At 70.9% G+C, this 12,471-nt stretch carries 13 protein-coding genes; 4 read left to right on the top strand and 9 right to left on the bottom strand.

The genetic code is table 11. From position 1 onward, the window contains the following. Positions 1 to 176: 176 nt before the first annotated feature. From ACFXBC_RS24755 to ACFXBC_RS24720, 8 genes are all read right to left on the bottom strand, one after another. A complete protein-coding gene (locus tag ACFXBC_RS24755) occupies positions 177 to 473 on the bottom strand; it encodes a DUF4229 domain-containing protein (protein WP_385028414.1) in 297 nt (98 codons plus the stop codon). Between the two features lie 169 nt (positions 474 to 642). Beyond that, positions 643 to 1,167 (bottom strand): GNAT family N-acetyltransferase, encoded by a 525-nt coding sequence (locus tag ACFXBC_RS24750; protein ID WP_385028411.1) that lies wholly within the window; start codon positions 1,165 to 1,167, stop codon positions 643 to 645. A gap of 79 nt (positions 1,168 to 1,246) precedes the next feature. Then, the gene (mqnE, locus tag ACFXBC_RS24745) at positions 1,247 to 2,425 is read right to left on the bottom strand and encodes an aminofutalosine synthase MqnE (protein ID WP_385028408.1); all 1,179 of its coding nucleotides are present in this window, start codon (positions 2,423 to 2,425) and stop codon (positions 1,247 to 1,249) included. Between the two features lie 138 nt (positions 2,426 to 2,563). After that, a complete protein-coding gene (locus ACFXBC_RS24740) occupies positions 2,564 to 3,019 on the bottom strand; it encodes an Lrp/AsnC family transcriptional regulator (RefSeq protein WP_385028423.1) in 456 nt (151 codons plus the stop codon). A gap of 120 nt (positions 3,020 to 3,139) precedes the next feature. After that, complete coding sequence (locus tag ACFXBC_RS24735; protein WP_385028405.1) at positions 3,140 to 3,853, bottom strand: UbiX family flavin prenyltransferase; 714 nt, start codon at positions 3,851 to 3,853, stop codon at positions 3,140 to 3,142. Positions 3,854 to 3,903: 50 nt separating this feature from the next. Beyond that, complete coding sequence (locus ACFXBC_RS24730) at positions 3,904 to 4,467, bottom strand: Uma2 family endonuclease (protein ID WP_385028402.1); 564 nt, start codon at positions 4,465 to 4,467, stop codon at positions 3,904 to 3,906. Positions 4,468 to 4,511: 44 nt separating this feature from the next. Continuing rightward, a complete protein-coding gene (mqnP, locus tag ACFXBC_RS24725; protein ID WP_385028399.1) occupies positions 4,512 to 5,414 on the bottom strand; it encodes a menaquinone biosynthesis prenyltransferase MqnP in 903 nt (300 codons plus the stop codon). Further along, positions 5,411 to 6,868 carry a menaquinone biosynthesis decarboxylase gene (locus tag ACFXBC_RS24720; RefSeq protein ID WP_385028396.1) on the bottom strand — a complete coding sequence of 486 codons (1,458 nt, stop codon included), beginning with the start codon at positions 6,866 to 6,868 and terminating at the stop codon, positions 5,411 to 5,413. The genes mqnP and ACFXBC_RS24720 overlap by 4 nt, the downstream gene beginning before the upstream one ends. A 167-nt stretch (positions 6,869 to 7,035) precedes the next feature. On the opposite strand from ACFXBC_RS24720, the gene ACFXBC_RS24715 reads away from it, so the two are divergent. The 4 genes from ACFXBC_RS24715 (at position 7,036) to ACFXBC_RS24700 (ending at position 11,760) form a co-directional block, all read left to right on the top strand. Next, entirely contained in the window at positions 7,036 to 7,428 is a 393-nt protein-coding gene (locus ACFXBC_RS24715) for a PLDc N-terminal domain-containing protein (protein ID WP_385028393.1), read from the top strand. Between the two features lie 71 nt (positions 7,429 to 7,499). Then, a complete protein-coding gene (locus tag ACFXBC_RS24710; protein ID WP_385028390.1) occupies positions 7,500 to 7,967 on the top strand; it encodes a nucleoside deaminase in 468 nt (155 codons plus the stop codon). 125 nt (positions 7,968 to 8,092) lie between these two features. Beyond that, positions 8,093 to 10,186, top strand: a complete 2,094-nt coding sequence (locus ACFXBC_RS24705) for a hypothetical protein (RefSeq protein WP_385028387.1) — start codon at positions 8,093 to 8,095, stop codon at positions 10,184 to 10,186. After that, the gene (locus tag ACFXBC_RS24700; protein WP_385028384.1) at positions 10,183 to 11,760 is read left to right on the top strand and encodes a hypothetical protein; all 1,578 of its coding nucleotides are present in this window, start codon (positions 10,183 to 10,185) and stop codon (positions 11,758 to 11,760) included. Before ACFXBC_RS24705 ends, ACFXBC_RS24700 begins: the two co-directional genes overlap by 4 nt. Here ACFXBC_RS24700 and ACFXBC_RS24695 read toward each other — a convergent pair. Continuing rightward, positions 11,730 to 12,374, bottom strand: a complete 645-nt coding sequence (locus tag ACFXBC_RS24695; protein WP_385028381.1) for a hypothetical protein — start codon at positions 12,372 to 12,374, stop codon at positions 11,730 to 11,732. The two genes, ACFXBC_RS24700 and ACFXBC_RS24695, sit on opposite strands and share 31 nt — an antisense overlap. Positions 12,375 to 12,471 lie beyond the last annotated feature (97 nt).

Raw genomic sequence — 12,471 nt, 5'->3', positions numbered from 1 at the left:
CGCCCCCACTCTAAAAAACACTCCCAATATCGTCGCCAGCGACAGATCTGTATAAGAGACACCAGACGGCGCCTGCCCACGCCTTGGGACAGGCGGCTGACAGGCGGCTGGGGACAGCGGCGGGGGCCTTCGGGGTGCGAGCCCAGCGGACGGCCCCGGACGGCGCCGGACGGTGCCTAGTGGGTGAGGCCGTCCTCCTGCGTGCGGTGGGCCTCCAGCCTGACCTTGGTCTGCTCGACCTTGTTGATCAGCTGCTCGGACATCTTGTCGCGCTGCTTGCGCAGCAGGACGAAGCTGAGCGGTGCGGAGATGACCAGCGCCAGCAGGATCGTCCAGATGAAGTTGGAGCCGCCGAGGCCCTTGGGGACGATGCCGAAGTGGACGAGGACCGCGCAGAAGACCAGGGACACCATGAAGATGACGATCCGCATCGCGGTGTAGCGAATGGTGGCACCCGGGTTGGCTACAGACACGACTGGGGCCTCTCTCTTCGTTCCGGCGGCAGCTGATCCTGCCGATCCCTGCCGATCCTGCCCGACAAGTGAAGCACGCCCCACTTGCGATCACTCCGGCCGGGTAGGGGTCGGGCGCGGCGGGGCGTGCATCGGGCGGGGCGGGGTCGGAGCGTCGGGCGCACCGGGATCAGAGCAGCGGCAGGTACATCATGATGTCGTCGCGGTCGTCACCGGGGGCGACACGGATCGCGTCCGGCACCCGGCCGACCTCCTTGTAGCCGCAGGACTCGTAGAAGCGGTCCACTCCGATGCCGCCCCGGCAGGTGAGCCGGATGCCCTCGATCCCTTCGAGGCTGCGGGCGGCGTCCGCCGCCGCGCTCATCAGGTCGCGTCCGTACCCCTTGCCCTGGTGGGAGGGGTGGACCATCACCGTGTAGAGCCAGATCCAGTGGCGCATCAGGCGGTGGGTGTTGAGGGTGAGGAACGCGGTGGCGGCGACCGTGCCGCTCGCGTCCCGGCCGACGAGCAGCCGGGTGCGGCCCTCGGTCATCGCGGTCAGGTGCTTGATCAGTTCCGGGCGGATGTCGTCGGGCGTGACCGGGGGTACGAAGCCGACCGCGCCGTCGGCGTTCGAGACATCCGTCCAGAGCCCGACCACTCCGTCCCGCAGCGTGGCGTCCATCCGCGGGTCCAGTTCAAACGTGAGGCTCATACGTCCAGCGTAGGAAAGCACGGAACCCCGGCCGTGGCCGGGGTTCCGTCGCGGGAGCGGGCGGGGCGGGGCGCCCGGCTCAGAAGCGCATCGGCTGCGGGGCGTCGCGGCGGGCCGGGTCCGGTCCGTCGAACTCGCGGACGATCTCGTACTGCGTGTTGCGCTCGACCGGGCGGAAGCCCGCGTCCCGGATGAGCTCCAGCAGGTCCTCACGGCCGAGCTTGTTCGGCGTGCCGTAGTTGTCGGCGTCGTGGGTGATCTTGTACTCGACCACCGAGCCGTCCATGTCGTCGGCGCCGTGCTGCAGCGCGAGCTGCGAGGTCTGGACGCCGTGCATGGGCCAGAAGACCTTGACGTGCGGGACGTTGTCGAAGAGCAGCCGGGAGACCGCGAAGGTCTTCAGCGACTCGGCGCCGGTCGCCATCGTGGTCCGCACCTGGAGCTTGTTGCGGATCTTGCCGTCCTTCATGTCCACGAAGTCGTGCTGGTAGCGCAGCGGGATGAAGACCTGGAAGCCGCCGGTCTCGTCCTGGAGTTCACGCAGCCGCAGGACGTGGTCGACGCGGTGGCGCGGCTCCTCGATGTGGCCGTACAGCATCGTCGCCGGGGTCTTCAGACCCTTCTCGTGGGCGAGGCGGTGGATGCGCGACCAGTCCTCCCAGTGGGTGGCGTGGTCGACGATGTGCTGCCGGACCTCCCAGTCGAAGATCTCGGCGCCGCCGCCGGTCAGCGATTCGAGACCGGCCTCGATCAGCTCGTCCAGGATCTCCGACGCGGAGAGCCCGGAGATCGTCTCGAAGTGGTGGATCTCGGTGGCGGTGAACGCCTTGAGGGCGACCTGCGGAAGGGCTTCCTTCAGCGCGCTGAGCGAGCGCGGGTAGTACCGCCAGGGCAGCGTCGGGTGCAGGCCGTTGACGATGTGCAGCTCGGTGAGGTTGTCGCCCTCCATCGCCTTGGCGAGGCGGACGGCCTCCTCGATGCGCATCGTGTACGCGTCCTTCTCGCCCGGCTTGCGCTGGAACGAGCAGTAGGCGCACGACGCGGTGCACACATTGGTCATGTTGAGGTGCCGGTTGACGTTGAAGTGGACCACGTCGCCGTTCTTGCGCGTACGCACCTCGTGGGCGAGGCCGCCGAGCCAGGCCAGGTCGTCCGTCTCGTAGAGCGCGACGCCGTCCTCGCGGGTCAGCCGCTCACCGGCCCGGACCTTTGCCTCGATCTCGCGCTTGAGGCCTACATCGTTGATCGACGCAGTCATGTGCGGCCGCCTCCCATATGCGTACGTAAACAACCAGCCAACCGTACTCCCCCGCCGGAACGGCGCCGGGACCCGGCTGGCACCCGGTGCCGGGGCCGGGGCCCGGTCCTGGGGTCGGCCCGGACCGGAGACCCCGGGTCAGCTCGGCTCGGGCAGCTCTCCGACGCGGTTCTCCCACTTGGTGGAGAGCACGACCGTGGTGCGGGTGCGGGAGACGCCCCGGGTGCCGCTGAGCCTGCGGATGGTGCGCTCCAGGCCGTCCACGTCGCCGACCCTGACCTTGAGCATGTACGAGTCGTCGCCCGCGATGAACCAGGCGTCCTCGATCTCGGCCAGGTCCTTGAGCCGGTGGGCGACGTCCTCGTGGTCGGCGGCGTCCGAGAGCGAGATGCCGATGAGGGCGGTCACCCCGAGGCCGAGGGACTTGGCGTCGACGGTGGCGCGGTAGCCGGTGATCACACCGGCCGCCTCAAGACGGTTGATGCGGTCGGTGACGCTGGGCCCGGAGAGTCCGACGAGCCGGCCCAGCTCGGCGTAGGAGGCCCTGCCGTTCTCCCGCAGCGCCTGAATGAGCTGCCTGTCCACCGCGTCCATACTGTTGAAGCCTTCCATTGTTCAGCAATATCGCGAGTCTACGTCTGGAATCTAAGGCACACAGGGAAAACACCCTGCGAATCTCCACTCAGTGGCGAGAGGCGGCAGAGCGCCGACGGACTAATCCGAGCCGTCCTCACGGGAGCCGCCGAGCTTGCCCTCCCAGCGGCGGTAAAGCGTGTGCGCCACCCCCGCCGCGTCGAGCGCCCGGCCGGCGACGAAGTCCACCAGGTCCTGGATGTGGGTCGCCCCCGCGTAGAACGCCGGGGAGGCGGGCAGCACCACGGCGCCCGCCTCGTCCAGGGTCACCAGATGGCGCAGCGTCTGGCCGTTGAGCGGGGTCTCCCGTACGGCGACCACCAGCGGGCGCCGCTCCTTGAGCGTCACGCTCGCCGCCCGCTGGAGCAGGTCCTTGGAGAGCCCGAGCGCGACGCCCGCCACACAGGCGGTGGACGCCGGGACGACAATCATGCCCTTGACCGGGTACGAACCGGAGGAAGGACCGGCGGCCAGATCCCCGGCGGCCCAGTGCCGTACGGCTCCGGTCCCCTCCGCGAAGAGGGCCGGGTCCACCGCGAAGGTGTCCGGCTTCCCGTCCGCGCCCCTGGCCAGCCAGGCCCGCAGGTCCTGTTGCCAGTGCCCGTCGCGGAAGGCGATCCCGGTCTCGTCGAGCAGGGTCAGCCGGGACGACCTGCTGACCACCAGATCCACGGCCTCACCCGCGTCGAGCAGCCCGCGGAGCACGGCCGCCGCGTAGGGCGTACCGGACGCCCCTGAGACCCCGACGATCCACGGCCGCCGCGGCTGCTGACTGTGTACCTTCACGTGCGCCACGTGTCCGAGCCTATCCGGGGCGGCCCGGCCGGCCGGAGACGGGAGGCGGGTCAGGTGTGCTTGGGGTCCACCGGGAGCGCGCCGGTGTCGACGGTGAGGCGGCCGAGCGGGGTCCGTACCGTCACCGCCTCGCCGTACGGGATGATGTCCCGGCCGATATAGCCGTCCGGGCCCGGGTTCCAGAGCGTCACGCAGTGCGCCTTGTACGGATCGAAGATCAGGTAGTTGGCAATGCCCCGCCCGGCGTAGGCCCTGTCCTTGACCTCGTAGTCGTTGCGCACGCTGCTCGGTGAGACGACTTCGACGGCCACTTCGATCAGGTCGGGTGAGTAGGAACCGCGGTTCTCGTCGACCTCGGCCTGGGGGATCACCGCGATGTCCGGGCAGAACTCGTTGTCGGCGTCGAAAGGGAAAATAACGTCGCTGACGAATCCCCATTTCTCCGGCACCTGGGTCTCCAGCGCATTCCACACACGCCGGATCGTCTTGGCGTGGAATGCCGGCACCGGACTCATCACGATGTTGCCCTCGACGATCTCCGTCCGGTAGCCCGGGAACATGTCCTCGAACCGGATGAGCCGCGAGTGCAGGCGTTCGGTCTCCGAAAGCGTCACGTCGGCCTCCCCGTCCCCGCATCCGATGCCAGGTCGCACCGTACTCAGACCGTCAGGCCCCGCACCAGCAGATCTATCAAGGCGCACACGAACAGGGCGATCCCGATGAAGCCGTTGACCGAGAAGAAGGCGCGGTTCAGCCGGGAGAGGTCGTGCGGCTTCACGACGTTGTGCTCGTAGACGAAGGCCACCGCGACGATCACCAGGCCGGCCCAGAAGAACGCCCCGGCGTCCGTCGCCACCGCGTACCAGACGAGGAGCGCGGTCGTCACCGCGTGGCAGGCGCGGGCGCCGTGCAGGGCGGCCGGGATGCCGAAGCGGGCGGGGACCGACTTCACCCCGTGGGCGCGGTCCGCCTTGACGTCCTGGCAGCCGAAGATCAGGTCGAAGCCGCCGATCCAGATACCCACGGCCAGGCCGAGGATGACCGCGTCCCAGGACCACTCGCCGGTGATCGCCAGCCAGGCGCCGACCGGGCCGATGGCCTGGGCCAGACCGAGGATCGCGTGCGGGAAGTTGGTGAAGCGCTTCCCGTACGGATAGACCACCATCGGGATGACCGCGATGGGCGCCAGTGCCAGGCAGAGCGGGTTCAGCGCGGCGGCCGCGCCCAGGAAGACGACGACCGCGACCAGCGCGCCCGTCCAGGCCGACCTCACGGAGACCGCGCCGGTGACCAGTTCGCGCGACGCGGTGCGCGGGTTACGGGCGTCGATCTCCCGGTCGATGATGCGGTTGCAGGCCATCGCGAAGGTGCGCAGCCCCACCATCGCGACGGTCACCAGGAGCAGCCGCCCCCAGTGGATGTTGCCGTCAAGGCGGTACATCGCGGTCAGTGCGGCGATGTACGCGAAGGGCAGCGCGAAGACCGAGTGCTCGATCATCACCAGGCGCAGGAACGCCTTGGTCCTGCCCGGCTGCGGCAGCGCGGCGGCGGATGCGCTCACAGGCCGTACTCCTTCCAGCGCTTGGTCACCCGGTCGGCGACCGCGGGGTCGGACCGCACCATCTCGGGCCACCCGCCGTCCCGGGTGTAGCCCTCCTCGGGCCACTTCCGGGTGGCGTCGATACCGGCTTTGCCACCCCAGAACTGCTGGTAGGAGGCGTGGTCGAGATGGTCGACCGGGCCTTCGGCGACGGTCAGGTCACGTGCGTAGTCCGTGTTGCCGAGGGCCCGCCAGGACACCTCGTGCAGATCGTGCACATCGCAGTCGGCGTCCACCACGACGATCAGTTTGGTGAGCGACATCATGTGGGCGCCCCAGACGGCGTGCATCACCTTCTGGGCGTGCTTCGGGTACTTCTTGTCGATCGAGACGATCGCGCAGTTGTGGAAGCCGCCCGACTCGGGCAGGTGGTAGTCCACGATGTCCGGGATGATGATCTTGAGCAGCGGCAGGAAGAAGCGTTCCGTCGCGCGGCCCAGCGGGCCGTCCTCGGTCGGCGGGCGGCCGACGACGATCGACTGGAGCAGCGGACGGCGGCGCATCGTGACGCAGTCGATCGTCAGTGCGGGGAACGGTTCCTGCGGGGTGTAGAAGCCGGTGTGGTCGCCGAACGGCCCCTCGGGCAGCGTCTCGCCGGGCTCCAGCCACCCCTCCAGGACGACTTCCGCCTGCGCGGGCACCTGGAGCGGGACCGTCCGGCAGTCGACCATCTCGATCCGCTTGCCCTGGACGAAGCCGGCGAAGAGGTACTCGTCGATGTCCTCGGGGAGCGGCGCAGTCGAGGCGTACGTCACCGCGGGCGGCGCGCCGAAGGCGATGGCGACGGGCAGCCGCTCGCCCCTGCGCTCGGCCACCGCGTAGTGGTTGCGGCTGTCCTTGTGGATCTGCCAGTGCATCCCGATGGTGCGCTTGTCGTGGCGCTGCAGCCGGTAGAGCCCGAGGTTGCGGACGCCGGTCTCCGGGTGCTTGGTGTGGGTGAGCCCCAGATTGAAGAAGGAGCCGCCGTCCTCGGGCCAGGTGAAGAGCGCGGGCAGCCGGTCGAGGTCCACGTCGTCGCCGGTGAGGACCACCTCCTGCACGGGGGCGGCCTCGGGCTTCACCTTCTTCGGCGGTACGTGGACCATCGAGCCCAGCTTGCCGAAGGCCTCCCGTACGCCGACGAAACCCTGCGGCAGCTCGGGCTTGAGCAGTCCGCCGATCCGGTCGCTGATCTCGTCGTACGAGCTGAGGCCGAGGGCCTTGAGCAGCCGGCGGTCGGTGCCGAACACATTCATCGCCAGGGGCATCGACGCGCCCTTGACGTTCTCGAAGAGGAGGGCGGGGCCGCCCGCCTTGTTGACGCGGTCGACGATCTCCCCGACCTCCAGATGGGGGTCGACCTCGACCTTGATGCGCTTGAGGTCGCCGTCGCGCTCCAGCGCCCTGAGCAGCGAGCGAAGATCGTCGTAAGCCATGCGGTCCAGTCTGTCATCCCCGGCGGTGCGGCCGGTCCCCACCACCGGTCCGCGCCAGGGGCCTGCCGCTCGCGCCCCAGCGGCTGGCTGTACCGGACCGCTACCCTGTGGCCGTCATCGGGACGTTGCGGACGTCTCGCAGCCTTCCCCTGGGGGATCGTTCGGCCATGCTCAGGTATCTGCCCTTTCTGCTGGTCCTGGCGGTGTGGATCTACGCCTTCATCGACTGCCTGAACACGCCCGAGGAGGAGGTCCGCGGTCTGCCCAAGGTCATCTGGGTCCTGATCATCCTGCTCTTCGGCGAGGTGCTGGTCGGCCCGGTCGCCTGGATCGTGGCGGGCCGCAACCGGCGGGGACCCGCCGGAGCGGGCCCGGCGGGCGGCGGACGGCGGCGCGACGGGCGGGCCGGCTGGACGGCGCCCGACGACAATCCGGAGTTCCTCGACAGCCTGCGCGCGGAGCACCGCACGGACGAGTCGCTGCTCAAGGACTGGGAGGCGGACCTGCGCCGCCGCGAGAACGAGCTGCGCCGCCGTGAGAGCGGCGAGGACGCGAACTGAACGGAACGCGGCCAACGGACGGGCAGTTGAACGGCCGGGGCCGGGCGGTGGAAGAGAGAACGGGGCGCTCCATGGATGAGACAGGGCCGGACCGCGAAGAGGCGCGGCGGTGGCTGGCCACGGCGGTGGCCGAGGCGCGGGCCGGGCTCGCCGAGGGCGGTATCCCGATCGGGGCCGCGCTGTACGGGGCGGACGGGGCGCTGCTCGGGCGCGGGCACAACCGGCGCGTCCAGGACGGCGATCCGTCGACCCACGCGGAGACCTCCGCCTTCCGGGCCGCGGGGCGGCAGCGGTCGTACCGGGGTACGACCATGGTCACCACCCTCTCCCCCTGCTGGTACTGCAGCGGTCTGGTCCGGCAGTTCGGGATCTCCCGGCTGGTGGTCGGTGAGGCCGCCACCTTCCACGGGGGCCACGACTGGCTCGCGGAGCACGGGGTGGAGGTGCTCGTCCTCGACGACGCCGAATGCACCGCGCTGATGCGGGAGTTCATCGCCCGGAACCCGGCGCTCTGGAACGAGGACATCGGCGAGGAGTGACACCGGCAGAAGGTGAGGGGAGCCCTCCGCTTCCGGCCCGCCGAAAGCCCATGCCCATCCCAACCCTCCCTCGGTAAGCTGATGTTGACGCAGTGAAAGCTGCGCCCTTCGGCGTGGGAGGTGCTGTGGACAGGGAGTTGTACGCACGGGGCGGTCTCCTCCACGGTCTCGCGCCACGGCTCGTAGGTCTGCCGCCGCACGGATTCCAGCAGACACCCGTCGAGGCGTTCGGGGGCCGCCGTGACGACCTGCCGGTGGTCGTCCTCACCGGTGGACGCGGCATGGGCAAGACCGTCGTACTCAAACAGCTCCGCACCAACTACCGCGGCCGCACCCCCGTCGCCCTCATCGACTGCGAGCACCCGGACTTCGCCGCGCTGCCCTCGGGGCACCGGCGCGCCCCCTTCTGGTCGCCGGTCACCGAGGCGCTCTCGGTGCTCGGGGAGCAGCTCGGACCGGCCGTGCGGGGCGCGGGCGCCATCGAGTTCCCGCGGCTGGCCGCCGGTCTGGTGGCCATCGCCTCCACCGGGTGGGACCCGAACAACAGCCAGCAGGTGCACGACGAGGCGCTGCGGCTCGGGATGCTCGTCGAGTCGGGGGCACGGCTCAAAGGTCTGGGCAAGGGCTGGCTCGTCAAGATCACGGCGAAGTTCGCCGCACTGTGGACGGGTGCGCCGCCCGGCCTCGACGTCATCGTGGAGACCACCGTCGAGTCGCTGCTCGAAGACCTCTTCGACCGGGGCCAGCGCGCCGCGGCCAACTGGTACGGCGACTACCCGGGCGCCGGCGGCCAGGCCAAACGCGGGCTGAACCTGCTCGCCCTGCAGTTCCACCGCCAGCGCGACAGCGACGCCCGCGCGCTCGCCGAGCGCCATCTCGTGGGCGCGCTCCGCGCCGATCTGCGCGCCGCCTACCAGGGGATGGGGCGGCTGCGCCGGGTCGGCAGGCCGCTGGTGCTGCTCGACAACGTCCAGGCACCGCTGGGCCGCAGGCTCCTGGAGCCGGTGCTGCGCGACCGGGCGGCGGGCCACCTCGACCAGGTCGTCTTCATGGCCACGCTGCGCGGGCACGACCATCCGGCGCTGCACTCGGCCGAGCGGTGTCTGCTGCCCGAGGTCACCCACGCCACGCCCTGGACCCGGGGCACCGAGGTCGCGTCGGGCGCGCTCACCGTACAGCTGACGGAGCTGGCCCCCGAGCATGTGAGCCAGCTCCTCGACCGCGAGGACCCGGGGATGCTGACCCCGCCGCTGTTGGCCCGCTCCGTCCACCGGCTGACCGGCGGGCGCCCGCTCGGGGCGGCCCTGCTGACGAAGGCCGCGGGGCAGGCCGCCCAGCTGGCCGGGCCCACCGTGCCGGTCGACAGCGGGCTCGACGACCTCACCCCCGGCGCGCTGCTCTCGCTGCCGGTGGCGCTGCGCGAGGACGAGCCGGGCCGCCCGACCGCGACCGAGCTGCTCCAGCAGCTGGTCCCGCCGGCCAGGCTCGACCGGCTCGCGGTGCTGGCCGCTGCGCACAGCACGGCCGACGCCGAAGTGCTCGCCGCCGCCCGGCTCGACCACGACGGCGGCCGGGCCGGTGTGCTGCCGATGCGCGATCTGCTGGCCGAGGAGTGCTGGCCGGAGGCGCCCGGCCACTTCGTCGGCGACCCGTTCCTGCGCGCCCTGCTGCTGCACCGGCTGCGCCACCCCACCGGGGAGGCGGCGTCGGCCTCCGGACTCTGGCGCGAGGTCCAGGAGACGATGCGCGACCTCTGCGCGGACCGGGCCCCGCTCCGCCTCCACCACGAGCTGGCGCTCGGCGACACCGGGGGCGCCGTCGCGCATCTGCGGGACACCTTCCGCGAGGCCGACGCCGCCGCCTGGCTCGACGAGCTGCGCTTCATCGCGTCGGCGCCGTACTTCGCGGAGCACGACGTACGGCGCGCGGTGGCGCTGGGGCGGACCGACTCCGAGCAGCGGCCGCCGGAGGGCACCGACCGCGTGTTCCATCTGCGGATCCGCCGGCTGCTGCACTGCGTCTGGCAGTTGACCGATCTGCTGGCCCTGCCGGACGAGGGGCTCACGGAGAAGATGGGCGACGAGCTGGCCCAGCTCTCGGCGCTGCATCCGACCGGCAACGAAGTGCTCTGGCACGCCTCCAGGACCTGGCCGACGGCCGTCCGGGAGTGGCGGAGCCCGGACCGTACCGCTAGCGACCCAGGGGGCGTCACGCCGTGAGCAACAGGTTCCGCGAGTTCTTCTGGTACACGGGTCTGCGGCGCATCCTCACCTCGGTGGTGGTCCTGGTCCTGCTCGCCGGTGCGGGCATCGCCGCGTACGCCCTCTACACCCCGGACCTGCACTGCGCGAAGGGCGTCGACCGCCCCGAGCAGGGGGCGGAGTGCATAGGTGTCAACGGCGACGGTTACGACTTCGGGCGGCCGGCCCTGCGCGAGGTGGCGCAGGCCATCGCCCGGGAGAACAGGACGCTCAAGAAGGGCCAGTACGCGACGGTGGCCCTGCTGCTGCCGCTGACCTCGACGGACAGCGACATGGCGAACAAGGTGCTGCACGAGGCGCAGGGCGCGTTCGTCGAGCAGTACCGCGCCAACCACGACGACAACGACCAGGTGCCGAAGATCCGGCTGGTCCTCGCCAACACCGGTGTCGGCAGCGCCCAGTGGGCCCCCACGGTGCACGAGCTCAAAGGCATGACCGGCGCCCCCGACCATCTGCGCGCCGTCTCCGGGGTGGCGACCAGCAGCGACGACACGCGCGACGCGGTGAAGGAGCTGACCGACAGTCATATCCCGGTGATCGGCACCACCATCACGGCCGACGACATCTCCAACGGCCCCAAGGGCATCCCCTACCCGGGGCTCGCCCGGGTCTCGCCGACCAACAAGGACGAGGCCGACGCGCTGAAGAACTTCGCCGACATCGACCCGAAGAAGACGCTCCTGGTGCGCGACACCCACCCCGGCGACCACTACACGGAGACGCTGCGGGCCGCCTTCAACGGCATGCTGGCGGGCGCGCCGTACGAGGACCGGGTGTACACCTCGCCGCCCGACCAGTCCGAGGACGGCTCGACGGCGAACACGTTCGCGCAGATCACCGACGCGATCTGCTCGGCCCGCCAGGTGAACACGATCCTCTTCGCCGGGCGCCACACCCAGCTGCGGCAGTTCGTGAACGCGCTGGGCAACCGGATCTGCGTACGGACGAAGTTCACCATCCTCACCGGTGACGAGGGTTCGTACCTGGGCTACGACACCAAGCTCAACAAGCAGGCGCTGAAGCCGAAGAAGGGCGCCGAGCCGGTCATCGTCCAGTACGCGGCGCTGGCCCACCCGGGCTCCTGGGTCAAGGCGACCGACCCCGGTATGCCCGCGACCGGCGGCAGCCCGGCCGACTACGCGGCCTTCACCCGGGCGGTCGCCACGGCTTCGGGCAAGGGCGTCGGGCCGATCGGTCCGATCGACGACGCCTCGCTCGCGGACGGCCAGGCGATCATCGCGTACGACGGGATGGCGACCGCGGTCACCGGGATCCGCCGGGCCAGGGCGAGCAGCAGCACCCTGCCGGACATCGAGGACGTCGGCGCCGTCTGGTCGAAGCTGCAGGGGCCGCTGCGGGTGAACGGCGCGAGCGGCTGGATCTGCCTGGACAACTACGGCAACCCGTACGACAAGGCCGTGGCCATCGTGCAGCTGACGCAGACCGGGACCCAGGAGTTCGTGAAGCTGGCCTGGCCTGCGAAGACGAAGAAGCCGCCGGCTCAGGAGTGCCTGCCGCCGCGCGGCCGGTAGGCGGCCCGCAGCTCCTGGCGCCGCTCGGGGTTCCCGGCGGGCGCGGCCGGCCTGTCGGGTCCATCCGGTCCATCCGGTCCGCCTGATCCGCCTGATCCGTCCGGTCCGTCCGGTCCGTCCGCCGGGAGGCCGGGGCGGCCCGCGAGCGCGTCGTGCAGCAGCTCGAAGTGCTCGTGCCAGCAGGCCAGCGCCTCGGGGCAGCGGGCTTCGGGGCCGGTGAACTCGTGGGTGAAGCGCACCACGGTCGCCTCGGCCCCGACGGACTCCAGATGGAACCGGATCCGGCCGTGCCCGGCGAAGGTGTACTCGACGACCTGCTCACCGTCCCAGGCGGTGACCGTCCCGGCGGCCTGCTCCGGTACGCCGGTCCCGGTGGCCGCGTCCGGTACGCCGGTCCCGGTGGCCGCGTCCGGTACGCCGGGGCCGCGCAGGGTGATCCGGCCGCCGAGCCGCGACTCGAAGACGTCGGCGGCGGCGAGCCACTGCCGCAGCCCCACCGGGGTGGCCACCTCGCCCCACACCCGGGCCGCCGCGTACGGCAGGTAAAGGGCGAACCGCAGGGTGTGGGTGTCCCCGTGGCTGGTGCTCGTGCCGTGTGCGATCGCCTCGGTCATGGTTCAAGCCTCGCCCCGGGAAGGGGGTTCCACACCGGAAGAGGGGCCGGTGGGCCCCGGGTGGGGGGTACCCGGCCCCGGGGGGGCTTCACAGAGT

The sequence above is a fragment of the Streptomyces sp. NPDC059398 genome, from assembly GCF_042751845.1.
Taxonomy (GTDB): domain Bacteria; phylum Actinomycetota; class Actinomycetes; order Streptomycetales; family Streptomycetaceae; genus Streptomyces.
This window is presented reverse-complemented; position numbering and strand designations above follow the sequence as displayed.